We start from the raw sequence: 20,261 nt of genomic DNA on the forward strand, positions 1-20,261 counted from the left end.
GCCCTGTTGATGTACCGCCACCGGCTATTCGCTGCCAGGCGGGTGGCCGAAATAGGCCTTGTAGGCATGGCAGAAATTGGCAGGGTTGGCATAACCGACATGGTAGGCCACCTGCGACACCTGCCAGCGCCTTTCCAGCAGCAGGGTGCGGGCCTGCTCCAGGCGTTGCTGGCGCACGTACTGCAGCATAGGCCGGCCGAATTCGTCGCGGAACGCCCGGCGCAAGGTGGTCTCGCCCACGCCCAGCTGGCGTGCAAGGCTGGCGGCGGTGGGAGGGGTGGCCAGTTGGGTGTCGAGCAGGCGCCGCGCTTCGATGGCCAGGTCGCGCAGCCCGCGGTCCGGGTTTTTCGTGCCTTGTACAGGGCCGATCAAGTGGCGCGCCAGCTCCAGCACCACGGCCACGCTCAGGCTTTCGCAATGCAGGCGCCGTAGCCCACCGGTATAGGGTGACAGGTACAGCTGCTGCAGCAAGCGGCTGACGGCGGGGCATTGGGGGAGTTGATCGAAGCGCATGCCGTCTGCGGTCAAGGTCAGCAGGGGTAGCAATTGCGCATCGTCCCGCGCCAGCTCGTGCAGATAGTCGCCGGCAATGCGTACACCAGCCATGCGCGCATGGCTGTCTGCAGGCAACTGGTCCTGCGCTTCCAAGCTTTCGCCCAGGCCCAGCAGGTGCAAGTGGCCGGGTGCGTAATGGTTGAGCGTGCCGTCGACCTTGTGCTGCCAGGCACCGTCGAACACGTGAACGATGCACAGGCTTTGCGGCAGCAGTTTGTCGATTTGCAACGGCTCGGGAAACTGCAGGTTGCAATCGAAGTACTGCAGCCCCGCGTGCACGGTCTGCGCCCGATAATGCCCGGTTGCACGCCCCATGATCTGCGCCTTGCCGCTGTCCAGCACGCCGGCCTCGGCGAGCGAGCCGGGGCTGTCGAAGGAAAAGCAAGTGTCCAGGTAGGGGCTGGTCGATCGCATGGGCGCTACGTCCTTGGTTGGCGGCGGCATGAGCGTAAATGGTAACGCGCGCACATTTTTGGCAATAGCCATTGTGCGCGGCGGCCCATCTTTTGTGCGAACCGGCCACAGGGGTTGGCAGTGCCGGTGTAGCTGTTTTCAATGATCGATCGTTTCGCATCATGGTGGAAAAAATGTTCGCTTATCGTAAATGGGCTGCCTTGCTGGTGGCATCGCTCACGCTTTGGCTAGGCCAGGCACACGCCGAACAACGGCCTGCAGTAGCCGAACAGGTCAAAGCCTATATGGGCACCGAGGGCGTCAAGGTATGGACGCTGCGCATTGGCGAGCGGGCCGCCAATGAGGCGCTGGTCCAGGTCGAAGGCGTCGATCACGACTGGAACATGCGCATTCAGAAAATGCAGGTCGAGAAAACCGCCAAGGACACCCGCTACTGGACGACGGTAGATGGCAACAAGTTCGTCGTGTTGATCGTGCGGGGCGGCTGGGGCGACGAGCTCTACCTGCCGGGTGAGCCGCAACCATTGCCGGTTGGCTACTCCGAGGGGCTGTCGCACCAAGGTGATGCGCAGGCTTTTCTGACCGATTACCTGGCCAAGCAGCAGTGAACGGGGAGCACATCTGATCATGGCTAAACCCGACGATCCGCTGGCCGACCTTTCCGGCGCGCTTGGCGAAGACTATGAGCAAGCCCGTGCCGCCCAGCGCGAGCGGGTGGTTGCCGAACTCAAACAGGTAATCGAGCGCGTCCCGGAGCAAAGCGAATTCACCAACTCCCGGCGCTACAAAGTCTGGGGGCCGATACTGCTGGTAGGCGCCCTGATTCTGCTGGTCACCACGTTCAACCCGCAACGCCTGGGCGCGGTCGCACTGGTGCTGTTCGTGGTGTGCATGGCGGCGGCGGTGACCTGGCAACACCGCAACGCCGGCACGCAGGTGTTCATGCGCCTGACTCGCCGACAACTGTTCGTCGATACCCTGGACGCGCCTGTCGACATGGCTGAAGTCGAGGACATTGCGGTCAAGGACGAAGGCCTGGTCATGGTACAGACGCTGGAGATGAGCAGCGAAGCTGCGCTGCCTAAGCATCGCGTGGTCAAGCTGCAGTTTTTCGGAAACCAGGCGATGGCCCTGAAAAAGCCGCGACCGCAGATTCGCATCATGTCTGCCGGCCTGGCCTTGAAGGGTCGCAAACTGGGGCACGACGAAGTGCTCGAGCTGTTGGCGGCTTACCGCAATGCGGCCCATGCCCAACGGCAACTGGAGCTGATGCAGGTAGATGTATAGCGGGGCGCTGCAATGAGGCGCCTGGGTTGGGGCCTGGTCATGCTGCTGTTGCCGCTGCTGCTGGTCGGCTGGGGCGGCGTGCAGCAATGGCGGGCCGAGACGGCGCAAGAGCAGGCGCGGATCATCCGGCAGTGGCTGGCAACGCCCAGCGAGGACTTGTTGCGCACACTGCCTTGGGCGGCGCGCAAGGAGCTGGCTGGGCGGCTGGACACGCGTGAAGTGCTGCAACGGCAGTTGGATGAACTTGATACCGACCGCCACTGGCTTAGCGTGCGTCGAACGCTGGCCGGTGTCGGCGGCTGGTTGGCATGGGGCGCGATGGTCGCTGGCATCGGCGCTTGGCTCAGGCTCAGGTACGACGCCTGGCGGGCCTTGCGCTCGGCGCATTACCTGCACCAGCGCATGACCGCCAGCTGGCGGGTGCTGGGGCGTTGGCTAAGCGTCTACATGGGGCTGCTGGCTGGCTCGCTGGGCCTTCTGCTGCTGTATGAAGTCAGCGCCGGCTTCAGCCATGCGGCACAGGGCGGGTTTACCGTGCTGATCGTGGTGCTGCCGCTGGCGTCATTACTGCTCGTGTGCCTGCGTACCGCCTGGCGAATGCGCCAGCAATGGCCGCGCATCGGGGCGTCGAAGGCGAGCTTTCTCGGCCGACAGCTTCACCGTCAGGGAGCTCCGGCGCTCTGGCAATGGGTTGAGGGCCTGGCCACGCAGTTGCGTGCGCCAGTACCGGACAATATCGTGGTCGGCATCGACCAAAGCTTTTTCGTCACCAGCGTTCCAGTCGTGCTGCAGCCCGGTCAGTCGGTACTCAATGGCCGAACCTTGTACCTGTCGTTACCGTGTCTCGGCGCCTTGAGCCAGCGGGAAGCCGCCGCGATCATTGGCCATGAGCTTGGCCATTTTCGTAGCCGCGACACGGAGCAGGGCAGTGCAACCAATGCACGCTTCAGCTTGATGCGCGCCCAGTTCTCGACCCTGGTCGACGCTGAGCGCGGCGCCGCCTGGGTCGCTCGCCCGGTGGTATGGGCAGCCGGCCAGTTCCTGCACCATTTTCAGGTCGCGGTCCATCACTGGGGGCGTGAGCAGGAATTGCTGGCTGACCGGGCCGGTGCCGAAGTGGCCGGGCCGGAGCTGTTCATGCAGGCGTTGTTGCGGGCGATCGCCCTGGGCAGCGTGGTCGATGCCTTGCTGCACGAGTGCGGCGGCCAGGGCCTGCTGGCAGCGCTGCCCCGGCATTTGCAGCGCGTGCCGTTGCGGCTGGATGAGGACGTGCTGGGCCTGACCATGCCCCATCCATTCGACTCCCATCCGCCACTGGCTGCGCGCCTCGACAATCTTCGCGTCAGGCTGGACGGTGCACTGCTGCAGGCTGCCATGCGCCAACCTGGCGACCATGACCGGCAGTGGTTCAATCAGTTGTGTGGCGGCGCCGTGGAAGCGGAACGCCAGGGTCTCTAGAGACTTCACTTAATATTTCCCATTTGCAGGTGTATCGTATTCGCCCTTCATCGTCAGCCGAGGCTGGCAGCTTGATCGCACCGAACACGAGGTACCCGCACCGATGTCCTTCACCCGTCGACAAATGCTCAAGGGCCTGACCGGCCTGGTTGTGGTTGGCCTGGGCGCCGGTGGCGCGGCGCGTTACTGGCTGGGCAAGGTCGAGGACGACAACGCCGGCCATGACTACGAGCTGATCGCCGCGCCGCTTGACGTCGAGCTGGTGCCGGGCTTCAAGACCGAGGCCTGGGCGTTCGGGCCCTCTGCACCGGGCACCGAATTGCGTGTGCGCCAAGGCACCTGGCTGCGGGTGCGCTTCATCAACCACCTACCGGTGGAAACCACCATCCACTGGCACGGTATCCGCCTGCCGCTGGAAATGGACGGCGTGCCTTATGTTTCGCAACTGCCGGTCAAGCCAGGCGAGTACTTCGACTACAAGTTCCGCGTACCGGATGCGGGCAGCTACTGGTATCACCCTCATGTCAGCAGTTCCGAAGAGCTGGGCCGTGGCCTGGTCGGCCCGCTGATCGTCGAGGAGCGCGAGCCCACCGGCTTCCGGCATGAGCGCACACTCAGCCTGAAGAACTGGCACGTGGACGAGGAGGGTGGCTGGCTGCCGTTCAGTATCCCGCGCGAGGCCGCGCGCAACGGCACCGCCGGGCGCCTGATCACCATCAACGGCCAGGCTGACGCGGTCACCGAATTGCCGGCCGGGCAGGTGGTGCGCGTGCGTCTGCTGAACCTGGACAACACCTGGACTTACCGGGTGAACCTCAAGGGCAACTGCGAGGCCCGGATCTACGCGCTCGATGGTAACCCGGTGACCCCTCGCCCCCTGGAGGACGACTACTGGCTCGGCCCTGGCATGCGCATCTGCCTGGCTATCCGCATTCCCCAGGCGGGGGAGGAAATCTCCCTGCGCGATGGCTTCGTGCGCCTGGGCACCCTGCGCTCGGTGGCCAGTACCGATGCCCCGGGGGACTGGCCGCCAGCGCTGCCGGCCAACCCGATAGCCGAACCGGACCTGGAGAATGCCGAAAAGCTCAACTTCAATTTCGAATGGGCGGCGAAGGTTTCGGTCACCTCCGACCAGGACAAGCCACCGAGCCTTTGGCAAATCAACGGCCAAGCCTGGGACATCACCGACAAGACCTGCGCCGACCGCCCCATCGCCACGCTGCAAAAAGGCAAAAGCTACATCTTCGAGTTGAAGAACATGACCCAGTACCAGCACCCGATCCACCTGCATGGCATGAGTTTCAAGGTGATCGCCTCCAACCGGCACGACATCAAGGAACCGTGGTTCACCGACACCTACCTGCTGGGCAAGAACGAGCGCGCCCAGGTGGCCCTTGTGGCGGATAACCCGGGCACCTGGATGTTCCACTGCCACGTCATCGACCACATGGAAACCGGCCTGATGGCCGCTATCGCGGTGGTCTGATGCGCCCGCAGATCATCGATCGCAGCCGCGATCAGGAATTCATGCGCCTGGCGTTGTCGCTGGCAGCCGAGGGTGCAACGCTGGGCGAGGTACCGGTGGGGGCCGTGCTGGTGCAGCATGGCCAGGTGATCGGCCAGGGTTTCAACCGGCCGATCATCGACAGCGACCCCAGTGCCCATGCCGAGATGGTGGCGATTCGGGCGGCGGCCAAGGCGGCCAGCAACTACCGCCTGCCAGGCAGCACCCTGTACGTCACGCTGGAACCGTGCAGCATGTGTGCAGGCCTGATCGTACATTCACGGGTGACGCGGGTGGTGTTTGGCGCGCTGGAGCCCAAGGCGGGGATCGTGCAAAGCCAGGGGCAGTTCTTCGGCCAGGGCTTTCTCAACCACCGGGTGATGGTGGAGGGCGGGGTGCTGGCGCAGGAGTGTGGGCAGATCCTCAGCGATTTCTTCAAGGCCCGCCGGGCCAAGGGCTAGCCTGGCCCGGCCTGTTCGCGGGCACGCCCGCTCCCACAGGAATCCCACCCCCTCAGGCTTGTGGTGTGCCCGCGAACAGGCCGCACAGGCTCACATCGGGGGTGACTGGTCCGCCGGCTTGTCCTTGTTCACACCAGGCACATGCAGGTTGCCTTCGGCGACCTGGCCTTCGAGCTGCGGCTGGGTGACCCAGGTGAGGATGTCGTAGTAGCGGCGGATGTTGGCCACGAAGTGCACAGGCTCGCCACCGCGGGCATAGCCGTACTTGGTCTGCCGGTACCACTGTTTCTGCGACAGGCGCGGCAGCATCTTCTTCACATCCAGCCACTTGTTCGGGTTGAGCTTTTCGCGCTTGGCCAGGGTACGGGCGTCTTCCAGGTGGCCGCTGCCCACGTTGTAGGCAGCCAGGGCGAACCAGGTGCGGTCGGGCTCCTTGATGCTGTCGTCGAGCTCTTCCTTGATTTTCATGAAGTACTTGGCGCCCCCCTGGATGCTCTGCCGCGGGTCCAGGCGGTTGGATACGCCCATCGCCTGGGCAGTGCGCTGGGTCAGCATCATCAGGCCGCGCACGCCGGTCTTGGAGGTGACCTCCGGCTGCCACATCGATTCCTGGTAACCAATGGCCGCCAGCAGGCGCCAGTCCACCTGCTCGACCTTGGCGTAGCTCTTGAAGTGCTTCTCGTACTTGGGCAGGCGTTGCTGCAGGTGTTGGGCAAAGGTGTAGGCGCCCACGTAGCCCAGAACATCGACATGGCCGTAGTAGCGGTCCTTCAGGCGCTGCAGGGTGCCGTTTTTCTGCGCCTTGTCGAGAAATTCATTGATTTCGTTGAGCAGGCTGTTGTCTTCACCGGCCGCGACTGCCCAGCGTTGATCACGGGTATCGCCCACATCGAAGGCAACCCGCACGTTGGGGAAGTAGACCTGGTTCATCGCCAGTTCGTTGGAGTCGACCAGGGTCAGGTCGATCTGGCCCTCATCGACCATGCGCAGCAGGTCGACCACCTCGACCGCATCGGACTCTTCATATTCCAGGCCCGGGTTCTGCTTTTTCAGCTCGGCCAGAAGGTCGGCATGGCTGCTGCCCTTGAGCACCATGATTTTCTTGCCGACCAGGCCCTTGGCGTTGGTCGGGCGTGGGCGGCCGTTGCGATAGACCACCTGCGGGGTGACTTCCAGGTAGGGATGCGAGTATTTCACCTGGGCCTTGCGCCGTTCACTGCTGACCAGGCCGGCCGCGGCCAGCACCGGGCCGGCAGGTTTGCCGAGCGAATCGTATAGTTCGTCGAGGTTGTCGGCGGTTTCGATCTGCAGTTTTACGCCGAGATCATCGGCGAAATGCTGGACAAGTTCGTACTCGAAGCCGGTTTCGCCGTTGCGGTCCTGGAAGTAGGTGGCCGGGCTGTTGCGGGTGATCACGCGCAGCACGCCGTCCTCCTTCACGCGCTCGAGGGTGCTGGGTTTTTCAACGCAGGCACCGAGCAGCAGAAAGAGTCCGGTTGCGAGGAGCCATTTGGCGCAACGCTGGCGCAAAGCAGTGTGGGCGAACATAGCTTGCAGTATACGCAAAGGACCGGCGCAACCATATCTCGACAACTGTTAGGTTGTCTGGTAGCGGATTATGTGCTGCAAGCTTCAAGCTGCAAGCCACAAGAAAAAGCAGCCGGGCAGGGCATGTTTTTTCTTGTGGCTTGCAGCTTGCGGCTTGTCGCTTTTTTTGACCCCAAAGTCCGGTTCCGCCGCCCGGCAGCCATGGCTTAGGGCGGGTGCCGAAAGCCAACGAATTAGGCTAGAATGCACGGCCTCTAAGCACACCCCTTCCTGAGGCTGTCCCGACGATGTTGATCCTGCGCGGCGCTCCTGCCCTTTCTGCCTTTCGCCACGGTAAATTACTCGAGCAACTGAGCCAGAAAGTCCCCGCTGTTACTGGTTTGTATGCCGAATTTGCCCACTTCGCCGATGTTGAAGGCGAACTGACCGCCGACCAGCAGCAGGTGCTGGGCCGTCTGCTCAAGTACGGCCCGAGCGTGCCGGTACAGGAGCCGAGCGGCCGCCTGTTCCTGGTCGTACCGCGCCTGGGCACCATCTCGCCATGGGCCAGCAAGGCCAGCGACATCGCTCACAACTGCGGCCTGCAGGCGATCCAGCGCCTGGAGCGTGGTATCGCCTACTACGTTGCCGGCGAGCTGAGCGACGCTGACGCCGCCCTGATCGCCGCCGAGCTGCACGACCGCATGACCCAGCGCGTGCTCGGCCAGCTGGAGCAGGCCGCTGACATGTTCAGCCACGCCCAGCCCAAGCCGATGACCTCGGTCGATATCCTCGGCGGCGGCCGCGAGGCGCTGGCCAAGGCCAACATCGACCTCGGCCTGGCCCTGGCCGAAGACGAAATCGACTACCTGGTCAATGCCTTCCAGGGCCTCAAGCGCAACCCGAACGACATCGAACTGATGATGTTCGCCCAGGCCAACTCCGAGCACTGCCGCCACAAGATCTTCAACGCCAGTTGGGACATCGACGGCCAGGCGCAGGAAAAAAGCCTGTTCGGCATGATCAAGAACACCTACCAGATGCACAACGAAGGTGTGCTGTCTGCATACAAGGACAACGCCTCGGTGATCGTCGGCAACGTTGCCGGCCGGTTCTTCCCGAACCCTGAAACCCGCCAGTACGGCGCGGTGCAGGAGCCGGTGCACATCCTCATGAAGGTGGAAACCCACAACCACCCGACCGCCATCGCCCCGTTCTCCGGTGCGTCCACCGGCTCGGGTGGCGAAATCCGTGACGAAGGTGCTACTGGCCGTGGCGCCAAGCCCAAGGCGGGCCTGACCGGTTTCACCGTGTCCAACCTGCGCATTCCGGGCTTCGAGCAGCCCTGGGAGCAGGCCTACGGCAAGCCAGAGCGGATCGTCGACGCCCTCGACATCATGATCGAAGGCCCATTGGGCGGTGCTGCTTTCAACAACGAATTCGGTCGCCCGGCGCTGACCGGCTATTTCCGTACCTTCGAGCAGGCCATCAACACCCCGCACGGTGAAGAAGTACGCGGTTATCACAAGCCGATCATGCTCGCAGGCGGCATGGGCAACATCCGGGAAGACCACGTGCAGAAGGGCGAGATCACGGTCGGCGCCAAGCTGATCGTGCTCGGTGGCCCGGCCATGCTGATCGGCCTGGGCGGCGGCGCTGCTTCGTCGGTGGCCACCGGCGCCAGCTCCGCTGACCTGGACTTCGCCTCGGTACAGCGCGAAAACCCGGAAATGGAACGCCGTTGCCAGGAGGTCATCGACCGCTGCTGGCAACTGGGCGATGCCAACCCTATCGCCTTCATTCACGACGTGGGCGCCGGCGGCATCTCCAATGCCTTCCCGGAGCTGGTCAACGACGGCGGCCGTGGTGGCCGCTTCGAGCTGCGCAACGTGCCCAACGACGAGCCGGGCATGGCCCCGCACGAAATCTGGAGCAACGAGTCGCAGGAGCGCTACGTGCTGGCCGTCAGTGCCGTCGACTTCGAGCGCTTCAAGGCCATTTGCGAGCGCGAGCGTTGCCCGTTTGCCGTAGTCGGTGAAGCCACCGAAGAAAAGCACCTGACCGTCAGCGACAGCCACTTCGGCAACACCCCGGTGGACATGCCCCTCGACGTGCTGCTGGGCAAGCCGCCGCGCATGCACCGTTCGGTCACCCGTGAAGCCGAGCTGGGCGATGATTTCGACCCAAGCGAGCTGGACCTGGACAGCGCCGTGCAGCGCGTGCTGAACCACCCGGCAGTGGCCAGCAAGAGCTTCCTGATCACCATCGGCGACCGCACCATCACCGGCCTGGTTGCCCGCGACCAGATGGTCGGCCCGTGGCAGGTTCCGGTTGCCGACTGCGCCGTCACGGCCACCAGCTTCGATGTGTACACCGGTGAAGCCATGGCCATGGGCGAGCGAACCCCGCTGGCCTTGCTGGACGCCCCGGCATCCGGCCGCATGGCCATTGGCGAAACGCTGACCAACCTGGCGGCATCGCGCATCGAGAAACTGTCCGACGTCAAGCTGTCGGCCAACTGGATGTCCGCTGCCGGCCACCCAGGTGAAGACGCGCGCTTGTACGACACCGTCAAGGCGGTCGGCATGGAGCTGTGCCCAGAGCTGGGCATTACCATTCCGGTCGGCAAAGACTCCATGTCGATGAAAACCAAGTGGAGCGACGAGGGCGTCGAGAAGAGCGTGACCTCGCCGATGTCGCTGATCATCACCGGCTTCGCCCCGGTCACCGATATTCGCAAGACCTTGACCCCGCAACTGCGCATGGACAAGGGTGAAACCGACCTGATCCTGGTCGACCTCGGCCGCGGCAAGAACCGTATGGGCGCCTCGATCCTGGCCCAGACCTACGGCAAGATCGCGGCCCAGGCACCGGATGTCGACGACGCCGAAGACCTCAAGGCCTTCTTCGCCGTGATCCAGGGCCTGAACGAAGATGGCCACCTGCTGGCCTACCACGACCGTTCCGATGGCGGCCTGGCCGCCACCGTGCTGGAAATGGCCTTTGCCGGCCACTGCGGCCTGGACCTGCACCTCGACCCGCTGACAGACAGCAAGGCCGATGTGGCGGCCATTCTGTTCAACGAAGAGCTGGGGGCGGTCATTCAGGTTCGCCAGGACGCCACCCCCGACGTACTGGCACAGTTCAGCGCCGCTGGCCTGGGCGAAGGTTGCGTGGCGGTGATCGGCAAGCCGGTCAACAACGCCGAAGTGTCCATCAGCCTCAATGGCGAAGTGCTGTTCGACGACGACCGCCGCATGCTGCAGCGCCAGTGGGCCGAGACCAGCTACCAGATCCAGCGCCTGCGCGACAACGCCGACTGCGCCGACCAGGAATTCGACCTGCTGCTGGAGGAAGACAACCCGGGCCTGTCGGTCAAGCTGGGCTTCGACGTCAACGACGACATCGCCGCACCGTACATCAAGAAAGGCGTGCGCCCGCAAGTGGCCATCCTGCGTGAGCAGGGCGTCAACGGCCAGGTTGAAATGGCTGCAGCCTTCGACCGCGCCGGCTTCGCCGCCATCGACGTGCACATGAGCGATATCCTTGCCGGCCGCGTCGACTTCGAGGCCTTCAAGGGCCTGGTGGCCTGCGGTGGTTTCTCCTACGGGGACGTGCTGGGCGCCGGTGAGGGCTGGGCCAAGTCGGCGCTGTTCAACAGCCGCGCCCGTGATGCCTTCCAGGCCTTCTTCGAGCGTACCGACAGCTTCGCCTTGGGCGTGTGCAACGGTTGCCAGATGATGTCCAACCTGCACGAGCTGATCCCGGGCACCGAGCACTGGCCGCACTTCGTGCGCAACCGCTCGGAGCAGTTCGAGGCACGTGTGGCCATGGTCGAAGTGCAGAAGTCCAACTCGATCTTCCTGCAAGGCATGGCCGGTTCGCGCATGCCGATCGCCATCGCCCACGGTGAAGGCCATGCCGAGTTCGCCAGCGAAGAAGCGCTGCTGGCCGCCGACATGTCCGGTTGCGTGGCCCTGCGCTATGTCGATAACCACGGCAAGGTCACCGAAGCCTACCCGGCCAACCCGAACGGCTCGCCGCGCGGTATCACCGGCCTCACCAGCCGCGACGGTCGCGTGACCATCATGATGCCGCACCCGGAGCGTGTGTTCCGCGCCGTGCAGAACTCCTGGCGCCCTGACGAGTGGCACGAAGATGCCGCGCTGATGCGCATGTTCCGCAATGCGCGGGTGTGGGTGAACTAAGGCGTGTACAAGCTCGCCTTCTTCGTCCCCGCCAGCCATGTCGACGTGGTCAAGGCCGCTGTGTTCGCCGCCGGTGGCGGGCGCATCGGCGACTATGACCACTGCGCCTGGCAAACCCTGGGCCAGGGCCAGTTTCGCCCGCTGGACGGCAGCCAGCCGTTTCTCGGGCAAACTGGCCGGGTCGAGGTGGTGGAAGAGTGGAAGGTGGAGCTGGTGGTGGCAGACGAGCTGGTAGCCCAGGTCGTCGCTGCGCTCAAGCAAAGCCACCCGTACGAGGCGCCAGCCTATGAGGTGTGGCGGCTCGCCGAGTTCTAGACCGCATCAGGGCTATTCGCGGGCACGCCCGCTCCCACAGGGGTTACACAACTTGTGGGAGCGGGCGTGCCCGCGAACAGGCCAGTAAAGCCAGCGCAAGGCTGGCTGTACCACACCGGTCAGACGGTGCCGATCTCCCCGCCATCAACCCGCTGAATCACCACCGTCGCAGCCCGCGGCCGTACCTTGGTACCCGCTGGCGTCACATCCGTAGCGTTGTCGGTGCATGGCCAGTTCCCTGGGTGCTGAATGTTGACGAACAGCGTCTTGTTGTCCGGGGTAAAGGTAATCCCGGTCACTTCGCAACCATTCGGGCCAACGAAGAAGCGCCGCAGGTCCACCTGGTTCTGCGCGTTCACCGGCACCTGTTTGCCGCTGGCGTCCACCAGGTCGGTAGGGATCACCGCCAGTAGCTGGTCGTTGGTGTAGTCGGTGACAGTGCTTTCGCCGTTGTCGGTCTCGAACCACAGCACGCCACGGCTATCGAAGCTCATGCCATCCGGGCTGGCGAACTGGTTCAGTTCGGTGAGGCCGGAACGGTTGATGTCGGCGGTGCCGGCCGCGTTGGCGCCAAACACGAAGATGTCCCAGGCGAAGCTCAACTGGTCGTCGCTGTCGTGCCAGCGGATGATATGGCCATGGCGGTTCGGCCCGCGCGGGTTGGCGGCATCGGCTTTCTCCGGGGTGCGCGCACTGTTGTTGGTCAGGGTCAGGTACACGTCGCCGTTCAGCGGGTTGACCGTGGTCCACTCCGGGCGGTCCATTGGCGTTGCGCCCACGGCATCGCCGGCACCCCGGGTGTTGAGCAGGATGCCCGGCAGGTCACCGTACAGCGCGCCCAAGGTGCCCCCGCCAGTGGTGGGGGTAGTCACGTCCAGCAGCAGCCAGACGCCAGTGCCGTCGGCATTGAAGCGGGCGACGTACAGCTTGCCTTGGTCCAGGTACTTGGCACCAGTGGCCAGTCGGTCGGCCGGGTTGGCATCGGCGGCATCCCACACGGCGCTGGACACCCACTTGTACACGTATTCGTTGTTGGAGTCGTCACCCATGTACCACACCAGTGGCTTGCCCGGCACCGGCAGGCCCGGGGCGCAGCCTTCGTGGCGGAAGCGGCCCAGTGCGGTACGTTTGGTGGCGAGGGTGCTGCTGTCGTAAGGGTCGATCTCGACGATGTAGCCGTAGGTGCTGGCTTCGTTGCGGTAGTCGTCGGTGGCGCTGGCGCCCTTGGCGGTCACGTCGAAACGGGCGAACTCGTCGGCTTCCTCGCCGGCGTCGCCGGCTGCACTTTCCCATTTGAACTGGCCGCTGGAAGTGCCCACGCCAATGCGCTGCTGGTCTTCAGGGCGGGTGCCCTTGTTGACGAAAATGCCCGGCCAGTTTTCTTCACAGGTGAGGTAGGTGCCCCAAGGCGTATAGCCGTTGCCGCAGTTGTTGTTGGTGCCTCGGCAGTGGGTGCCGGCGGGGGAGTACTTGGTCTTGACGTGTTCGGTGCCACGCAGCGGGCCGCTGATGGCCATGCGCGATGCGGTGGTGAAGCGGCGGTTGAGCGGGTCGTTGTCGACCACCTGCCAGCGGCCATCGGTTTTCTGCAAGCGCACCACGCCAGCGCCGTGGGCGTTGATTTCCTTGCGCACTTCTTCGGCCGGGCGTTTGCCATTGATATCGGTCGTTGGGCCGGCCGGGTGCAGGGCGGCAGTGTCGATGTACTCGAAGTTGATCGCCAGCAGGCCGTCTTCCGAGCTGCCGTTGATGGGGAAGAAATGCATGCCGTCATGGTGCATGCCCATGGCGTTGGCTTGATCGGTCGAGGTATTGCTGCCATCGGCTCGCCACGGCTTGGCGTTGCTGTTCAGCGGCGTACCCCATGGGGCGAGCACGTAGGCGCTGTAGCCGGCGGCGACTGCGCAGGCGTCGGTGCGCGATCCGGGGATGGACTGGAAGCCCAGCGCCATTTTCGGCTTTTCCGGCTCGGTAACGGGCGGCTGGGTGAGCGGATCATCGTTGGCGGAGCCGCCGCTGTCGAAGCAGCCTGCCAGGCCTGTACCGGCGATCATGGCGATGGCTGCGCCCAGGCTGCCGCGCATCACACTGCGGCGGCTGAGGTAGACGTCCATGACAGAGGCCATCGGCAGGTTGCCGCTGTGGTTCCGGTCCAGATTGTCGCCGGTATCTCGACTCATCAGAGTGTCCTTGTACTCGCTGGGTTGAAACAAACCGCGACTATAAGGCGCAAATATGATGATTCGTTGGCAGAAATGTTAACGAGCTTTTAAAGCAACCGGCTCCCGGCATTGCCTGGCCTGCGTGGCTGCGCTGGTAGGGCTCAGGGCCGGATTTCGATCAACGTCCCATCGCGTACCAGGTTCCACACCTCCTGCATGTCACGGTTACGCATGGCAATGCAGCCATCGGTCCAGTCCAGGGTGTGGAAATACCATTCCGGGTATTCATCGTTGATCGGTGTGCCGTGGATCATGATCATGCTGCCGGCACTCACCCCTTCACGGGTAGCGCGGGCGGCATCGTTGCTGTTCGGGTAATTGATGTGCATGGCCAGGTTGAAGCGATCGCTCTGCTTGCGCCAGTCCAGCCAGTACAGGCCCTCTGGGGTCTTCTTGTCGCCCTCGCGCTGCTTGGCGCCCTTGGGCTGCTTGCCCAGGGAAATGCGGTAGGTCTTCAGCGGCTCGCCACGGCTGATCAATTGCAGGCGCCGCTCGGACTTGATCACCAGCACCTTATCGATCAGCGGTTGCATCGCCTGCTGCGAGGGCGACGGGGATGGCGCGGCCTGCACAGGCTTGCGAATGATGGTCTCGGTAAATGCCGCCTGGGACACCGAGGTAACGCAAAGGCAGAAAATGGCAAGCAACCAGCGCATGTAACGGTATCCCTGAAGGCGTCTAGGTATTGGGTGAAACGAGCATCGGCGGCAGGTATTCATGGCCTATGGGGTAGTGCGCCCCGATGCGGTCGCGATAGTAGCATTCTAGTGTGCGCGTGACTGTGCGGAAAGCCAGCTCACCCCAGGGAATCTCGTGTTCCTCGAACAGCCGCACCTCCAGGCTCTCGACGCCCACAGCGAAATCCAGGTCTGCCAGTTCGGCGCGGAAGAACACATGCACCTGGTTGATGTGCGGCAGGTCGAACAGCTGGTACAGGCTGGTTGCGCCGACCCGGGCGCAGGCTTCCTCCACCGTTTCGCGACGGGCGGCCTGGTCGAGGGTTTCGCCGTTCTCCATGAAACCGGCGGGCAGGGTCCAGAAACCGCGGCGCGGCTCGATGGCGCGGCGGCACAGCAGCACCTGGCTGCCCCAGGTGGGCAGCACGCCGGCGACGACGTTGGGGTTCTGGTAGTGGATGGTCTGGCAAGCCTCGCAGACATACCGCAGGCGGCTGTCGCCTTCGGGGATCCGCAGGGTGACCGGGTGGCCGCACGCGCTGCAGTAGTTCATGGCACTATCCTTTATGTTCCGGGCTATCTTGGCGCGGCCGCAGGCGCGCCGCAAGCGCGGGGGCTTGGGTGCCACGCGGCTTTGGTGCATCATGCAAGGCAGGCCTTGGATACGAGCGTGCGCAATGCTGGACGAGCTACTTCGCCGAATGAGCAACCACCAACCCGCGTCACTGGAAACCGACCGGCGGTTCCCCGAAGCGGCGGTTCTTTTGCCCATTACCCGTAGCGAAGCGCCCGAACTGGTCTTGACCCTGCGCGCCCAGGGGCTGTCCACCCATGGCGGTGAAGTGGCTTTTCCCGGAGGCCGCCGCGACCCGGAAGACCCGGACCTGGTGTTCACCGCGCTGCGCGAAGCCGAAGAAGAAATCGGCCTGCCGCCGGGTCTGGTGGAGGTGGTCGGCCCGCTCAGCCCGCTGATTTCACTGCATGGCTTGAAAGTGACACCATTCGTCGGCGTTATCCCCGACTTCGTCGAATACCGCGCCAACGACGCCGAGATCGCGGCAGTATTCACCGTGCCGCTGGAATTTTTCCGCCAGGACCCGCGTGACCATACCCACCGTATCGATTACCAAGGCCGCAGCTGGTATGTACCCAGCTATCGCTATGGCGAATACAAGATCTGGGGCTTGTCGGCGATCATGATCGTCGAACTGGTCAACCTGCTGTTCGATGCCGGCATCAGCTTGCATCAACCCCCTGAGCGGTACATCGAAAACTGAGCCGGGCCAACCCCGTCGTCTGCGTTCCAGCCTGAGGAGCAAGCATGAAGTACCGCCTGGGCGACCTGCGGGTCGAGAGCCACCCCACCAGTTGGGCCGCACCTAACGCCACGCTGATCGGCAACGTGCGCCTGCAAGCCAATGCCAGTGTGTGGTTTGGCGCAGTGCTGCGCGGCGACAACGAGCTGATCGACATCGGCGAAGACAGCAACGTGCAGGACGGCACGGTGATGCACACCGACATGGGGTCGCCGCTGACCTTGGGCAAGGGCGTGACCGTCGGTCACAATGCCATGCTGCATGGCTGCACGGTCGGTGACTACAGCCTAGTCGGCATCAATGCGGTGATCCTCAATGGCGCGCGTATTGGCAAGCATTGCATCATTGGCGCCAACGCGCTCATTCCCGAAGGCAAGGAAATTCCTGACGGTTCGCTGGTGATGGGGTCGCCGGGCAAGGTGGTGCGCGAGCTGACCGAACAGCAGAAGCGCCTTCTGGAAGCCAGCGCCGCCCATTACGTGCACAATGCCCGGCGTTATGCGCGGGAGTTGGTAATTGACGATGAGTAATGTTGTGGAACGGCCGGTGGCCTCGCCCTGCGTGAGCATCTGTGCGTTGGACGAGCAGGACATCTGCACTGGCTGCCAGCGTAGCGTGGCCGAGATCGGCCGCTGGGGGCGGATGGACAATGACGAGCGCCGCGCGGTGCTCAAGCGTTGCCATGAACGGGCTGTAGAGGCTGGCCTGATCCTCTAGTCTGATGCAGAACCCTGTGGGAGCGGGCATGCCCGCAAAACCGCCACCGCGGTACATGGCACCGGCTGCGCCGGTGTTCGCGGGCACGCCCGCTCCCACAGGTACAGCATGAGCCTCGAGGGTTACGGATCATCTTCAGGAGCGGGTTTACCCGCGAACGGCTCGACGGTAATCTGTACGGCTTGCCCACAGATTACCCGCCATGTTCTATCTGCTTGCCTATATCAGCAGCGTAGTGCTGATCAACTACGCTTTCTCCAGTGCTCCGCACCTGGACATCATCTGGTCCGCCTGGGGCGGCCTGGTGTTCATCCTGCGCGACATGGTGCAAACCCGCTTCGGCCACGGCGCCCTGGTCGCCATGCTGGGGGCGTTGGTGCTGTCGTATGTGACCTCGGAGCCGGCCATCGCCCTGGCCAGCGCCACCGCGTTCTTCATATCCGAACTGATCGACTGGCTGGTGTTCAGCGTCACCCGGCGGCCACTGCGTGACCGCCTGTGGTTGAGTTCGGCGTTGAGCATTCCGGTGGACACCTTCATCTTCTTCGGCATGATCGGTGCCTTGGCCCCGGCTGTGGTCGGCACGGCCATGGCCTCCAAGTTCACCGGTGTCACCGCGGTGTGGCTGGCCATGGCATTTCGCGCCCGGCGGGCTGCTGCGGCCAGCTGATGGTGTAGAATAGTGGTCCTTTTTCAGCGGGTCGCGCCAAGCCGGGTGCGGCCCCGGATGCCTTCGAGGACCTGAAATGACCCGTATCGGAACCCCCTTGTCGCCTACTGCGACCCGTGTATTGCTGTGCGGCTGTGGCGAGCTGGGCAAGGAAGTGGTGATCGAGCTGCAGCGCCTGGGCGTCGAAGTGATCGCCGTCGACCGCTATGCCAATGCCCCGGCCATGCAGGTTGCGCACCGCAGCCACGTGGTCAACATGCTCGATGGCGTGGCCTTGCGTGCCGTGATCGAGGCCGAGAAGCCGCACTACATCGTTCCGGAAATCGAAGCCATCGCCACCGCCACCCTGGTCGAGCTGGAAAACGAAGGCTTCAACGTGGTGCCCACCGCCCGCGCGACCCAGCTGACCATGAACCGCGAAGGTATTCGCCGCCTGGCCGCCGAAGAGCTGGAGTTGCCAACTTCGCCGTACCATTTCGCCGACACCTACGAAGACTTCGCCAAAGGCGTGGCCGATGTAGGCTACCCGTGCGTGGTCAAACCGGTCATGAGCTCGTCGGGCAAGGGCCAGAGCCTGCTGCGCAGCGACGCCGACCTGCAGAAGGCCTGGGACTATGCCCAGGAAGGCGGCCGCGCCGGCAAGGGCCGCGTGATCGTCGAGGGCTTCATCGACTTCGACTACGAAATCACCCTGCTGACCGTGCGTCATGTAGGGGGCACCACCTTCCTCGAACCGGTCGGCCACCGCCAGGAGAAGGGCGACTACCAGGAGTCCTGGCAGCCCCAGGCCATGAGCGAGAAAGCATTGGCCGAGTCGCAGCGCGTGGCCAAGGCGGTCACCGATGCGCTGGGCGGCCGGGGCCTGTTTGGCGTGGAGCTATTCGTGAAAGGCGACCAGGTGTGGTTCAGCGAAGTCTCGCCGCGCCCGCATGACACCGGCCTTGTGACCCTGATTTCCCAGGACCTGTCGCAGTTCGCCCTGCACGCCCGTGCCATTCTCGGGCTGCCGATTCCGGTGGTGCGCCAGTTCGGCCCTTCGGCCTCGGCGGTGATCTTGCCGCAGGGGCAGTCGCAGCAGACCAGCTTCGCCGACCTGGGTGCAGCCTTGAGCGAGCCGGATACTGCCATCCGCCTGTTCGGCAAGCCGGAAATCAACGGTACCCGCCGCATGGGTGTGTGCCTGGCGCGCGACGAGTCGGTTGAAGCGGCGCGGGCCAAGGCGACCCGCGCTTCGCAGGCTGTCAAGGTCGAGTTCTAAGCTGGAAGCTTCAAGCTTCAAGCTTCAAGCTTCAAGCTGCAAGAGAATGCGCGTCGCTTGCAGCTTGTAGCTTGTAGCTTGTAGCTTGTAGCTTGTAGCTTGCAGCTTGAGACTCACAGCTGTGTATTGCGGGTCTCTTTCAGGCACAGCACAGCGATCAAGCTGATCACTGCGGCTGCCGACACATAGCCCCCCACCCAGCTCAAACCGCCCATGCTCACCAGCTTCTGGGCGAAGAACGGGGCCGCCGAGGCGCCGACAATCCCACCCAGGTTATACGCCGCCGAAGCGCCGGTGTATCGCACATGGGTTGGGAACAGCTCCGGTAGCAAAGCCCCCATCGGCGCAAAGGTCACGCCCATCAGGAACAGCTCGATGGCCAGGAACAGTGCCACGCCGGCGGTAGAGCCCGAGGTCAGCAAAGGCTCCATGGTAAAGCCCGACGCCACCGCCAGCAGGCCGCCGACGATCAGCACCGGCTTGCGCCCGTAGCGGTCGCTGAGCCAGGCCGACAGCGGCGTCGCAAGCGCCATGAATACCACTGCAAAGCACAGCAGGCCGAGGAACGTCTCCCGGCTGTACCCCAGCGTGGTCACGCCGTAACTCAGCGAGAACACGGTCGAGATATAGAACAGCGCATAGCACACCACCATGGCGGCAGCGCCCAGCAGGGTAGGGCGCCAGTGCCTGGCGAACAGGTCGACCACCGGCATTTTCACCCGCTCATGGCGGGCAACAGCCTTGGCGAACACGGGGCTTTCCTCCAGCTTCAGGCGCACATACAGGCCTACCAGCACCAGGGCGGCGCTGAGCAGGAACGGGATACGCCAGCCCCACTCACGGAACTGCTCGTCGCTCAGGGTCAGGGCCAGGGTCAGAAACAGGCCATTGGCCGCCAGGAAGCCGATCGATGGCCCCAATTGCGGAAACATGCCGAACCAGGCGCGCTTGCCCTCCGGGGCGTTTTCAGTAGCCAGCAGCGCCGCACCGCCCCATTCGCCGCCCAAGCCCAGGCCTTGGCCGAAACGCAGTAGGCAAAGGATGATCGGTGCCCATACACCGATGCTGTCGTAGCCCGGCAGCACGCCGATGGCCGTGGTAGACACACCCATCAGCAGCAACGAGGCGACCAGGGTCGATTTGCGGCCGATCCGGTCGCCAAAATGGCCGAACAGTGCCGAGCCCAGCGGCCGGGCAAGAAAGGCAATGCCAAAGGTCAGGAAGGCCGCCAGCATCTGTGCGGCGCCCGAGCCGGAGGGGAAAAACACCGGGCCGATGACCAGGGCGGCCGCCGTGGCGTAAACGTAGAAGTCGTAGAACTCGATGGCGGTGCCAATGAAGCTGGCAGTGGCGACCCGCGCGGGCGAGTTGACCGGCGCCGCAGGGGCTTGGGCATACGTGCTGCTTGTCATTAAATAGGTCCCTAACAGTCTGGTCCGGCTCCATGGGCTTGGTCCACGACGGGTGCGCTGCAAAGGCAGGCACGGCGGCGCGGGCGCCGGAGCGTTTTGTTGTTGTGTGCGCCCGACTGACGATAGCCCAAGGGGGATAGGGGCGGGGGCGGGCACTGTTCAGGGTGTGGAAGCAGGACCGCGGGGCGTGTCAGTGGGGCGGACTGGCCGTGAAACGCCGGGTGCGGGTAGCAGGCGTGGCGGCGGGGCTGGGTAAGCGT

The 20,261-nt window shown here is 64.1% G+C and carries 18 protein-coding genes; 12 read left to right on the plus strand and 6 right to left on the minus strand.

The features are described 5' to 3' along the window. Positions 1-24 precede the first annotated feature (24 nt). Positions 25-969 carry a helix-turn-helix transcriptional regulator gene (locus GEV39_RS04790; protein WP_173887730.1) on the minus strand — a complete coding sequence of 315 codons (945 nt, stop codon included), beginning with the start codon at positions 967-969 and terminating at the stop codon, positions 25-27. Between the two features lie 173 nt (positions 970-1,142). Here GEV39_RS04790 and GEV39_RS04795 point away from each other — a divergent pair, with 173 nt between their 5' ends. The 5 genes from GEV39_RS04795 (at position 1,143) to tadA (ending at position 5,679) form a co-directional block, all read left to right on the plus strand. After that, a complete protein-coding gene (locus GEV39_RS04795) occupies positions 1,143-1,577 on the plus strand; it encodes a hypothetical protein (RefSeq protein ID WP_173887731.1) in 435 nt (144 codons plus the stop codon). Positions 1,578-1,596: 19 nt separating this feature from the next. Next, on the plus strand, positions 1,597-2,256 hold the full coding sequence (locus tag GEV39_RS04800; RefSeq protein WP_173887732.1) for a hypothetical protein: 660 nt from the start codon (positions 1,597-1,599) through the stop codon (positions 2,254-2,256). Between the two features lie 12 nt (positions 2,257-2,268). After that, complete coding sequence (locus GEV39_RS04805) at positions 2,269-3,714, plus strand: M48 family metallopeptidase (RefSeq protein WP_173887733.1); 1,446 nt, start codon at positions 2,269-2,271, stop codon at positions 3,712-3,714. 103 nt (positions 3,715-3,817) lie between these two features. Beyond that, positions 3,818-5,200 carry a multicopper oxidase family protein gene (locus GEV39_RS04810; protein WP_173887734.1) on the plus strand — a complete coding sequence of 461 codons (1,383 nt, stop codon included), beginning with the start codon at positions 3,818-3,820 and terminating at the stop codon, positions 5,198-5,200. After that, the gene (gene tadA, locus GEV39_RS04815) at positions 5,200-5,679 is read left to right on the plus strand and encodes a tRNA adenosine(34) deaminase TadA (RefSeq protein ID WP_173887735.1); all 480 of its coding nucleotides are present in this window, start codon (positions 5,200-5,202) and stop codon (positions 5,677-5,679) included. The genes GEV39_RS04810 and tadA overlap by 1 nt, the downstream gene beginning before the upstream one ends. Positions 5,680-5,769: 90 nt before the next feature. Here tadA and mltF read toward each other — a convergent pair whose 3' ends face one another. After that, positions 5,770-7,227 (minus strand): membrane-bound lytic murein transglycosylase MltF, encoded by a 1,458-nt coding sequence (gene mltF, locus GEV39_RS04820; protein WP_173887736.1) that lies wholly within the window; start codon positions 7,225-7,227, stop codon positions 5,770-5,772. Between the two features lie 287 nt (positions 7,228-7,514). On the opposite strand from mltF, the gene purL reads away from it, so the two are divergent. Continuing rightward, positions 7,515-11,414 (plus strand): phosphoribosylformylglycinamidine synthase, encoded by a 3,900-nt coding sequence (purL, locus tag GEV39_RS04825; protein WP_173887737.1) that lies wholly within the window; start codon positions 7,515-7,517, stop codon positions 11,412-11,414. Between the two features lie 3 nt (positions 11,415-11,417). Beyond that, positions 11,418-11,729: a YqfO family protein gene (locus tag GEV39_RS04830; protein ID WP_009683429.1), complete on the plus strand. Its 312-nt coding sequence runs from the start codon at positions 11,418-11,420 to the stop codon at positions 11,727-11,729. A 119-nt stretch (positions 11,730-11,848) separates the two neighbouring features. On the opposite strand, the gene GEV39_RS04835 is transcribed toward GEV39_RS04830, so the two are convergent. The 3 genes from GEV39_RS04835 to GEV39_RS04845 all read right to left on the minus strand — a co-directional run bounded on the left by GEV39_RS04835 (position 11,849) and on the right by GEV39_RS04845 (position 15,181). After that, on the minus strand, positions 11,849-13,909 hold the full coding sequence (locus GEV39_RS04835) for a PhoX family protein (RefSeq protein ID WP_173887738.1): 2,061 nt from the start codon (positions 13,907-13,909) through the stop codon (positions 11,849-11,851). Between the two features lie 143 nt (positions 13,910-14,052). Beyond that, positions 14,053-14,607 (minus strand): L,D-transpeptidase family protein, encoded by a 555-nt coding sequence (locus tag GEV39_RS04840; protein WP_009683431.1) that lies wholly within the window; start codon positions 14,605-14,607, stop codon positions 14,053-14,055. Positions 14,608-14,629: 22 nt separating this feature from the next. Continuing rightward, on the minus strand, positions 14,630-15,181 hold the full coding sequence (locus GEV39_RS04845; protein WP_029885510.1) for an NUDIX hydrolase: 552 nt from the start codon (positions 15,179-15,181) through the stop codon (positions 14,630-14,632). 124 nt (positions 15,182-15,305) lie between these two features. Here GEV39_RS04845 and GEV39_RS04850 point away from each other — a divergent pair, with 124 nt between their 5' ends. The 5 genes from GEV39_RS04850 (at position 15,306) to purT (ending at position 18,589) form a co-directional block, all read left to right on the plus strand. Beyond that, the gene (locus GEV39_RS04850) at positions 15,306-15,905 is read left to right on the plus strand and encodes a CoA pyrophosphatase (RefSeq protein WP_009683433.1); all 600 of its coding nucleotides are present in this window, start codon (positions 15,306-15,308) and stop codon (positions 15,903-15,905) included. Positions 15,906-15,949: 44 nt separating this feature from the next. Beyond that, positions 15,950-16,474 carry a gamma carbonic anhydrase family protein gene (locus GEV39_RS04855; RefSeq protein WP_029885508.1) on the plus strand — a complete coding sequence of 175 codons (525 nt, stop codon included), beginning with the start codon at positions 15,950-15,952 and terminating at the stop codon, positions 16,472-16,474. Next, positions 16,467-16,661, plus strand: coding sequence for a DUF1289 domain-containing protein (locus tag GEV39_RS04860; protein ID WP_054914026.1), 195 nt, complete (start codon positions 16,467-16,469; stop codon positions 16,659-16,661). Before GEV39_RS04855 ends, GEV39_RS04860 begins: the two co-directional genes overlap by 8 nt. 202 nt (positions 16,662-16,863) lie before the next feature. Continuing rightward, complete coding sequence (locus tag GEV39_RS04865) at positions 16,864-17,331, plus strand: VUT family protein (RefSeq protein ID WP_173887739.1); 468 nt, start codon at positions 16,864-16,866, stop codon at positions 17,329-17,331. Between the two features lie 76 nt (positions 17,332-17,407). Further along, on the plus strand, positions 17,408-18,589 hold the full coding sequence (purT, locus tag GEV39_RS04870) for a formate-dependent phosphoribosylglycinamide formyltransferase (RefSeq protein WP_173887740.1): 1,182 nt from the start codon (positions 17,408-17,410) through the stop codon (positions 18,587-18,589). A 113-nt stretch (positions 18,590-18,702) separates the two neighbouring features. On the opposite strand, the gene GEV39_RS04875 is transcribed toward purT, so the two are convergent. Then, positions 18,703-20,001, minus strand: a complete 1,299-nt coding sequence (locus tag GEV39_RS04875) for an MFS transporter (RefSeq protein ID WP_173887741.1) — start codon at positions 19,999-20,001, stop codon at positions 18,703-18,705. Between the last annotated feature and the right edge of the window lie 260 nt (positions 20,002-20,261).

This window comes from Pseudomonas sp. NY5710 (genome assembly GCF_013305665.1).
GTDB classification, from domain to species: domain Bacteria; phylum Pseudomonadota; class Gammaproteobacteria; order Pseudomonadales; family Pseudomonadaceae; genus Aquipseudomonas; species Aquipseudomonas juntendi.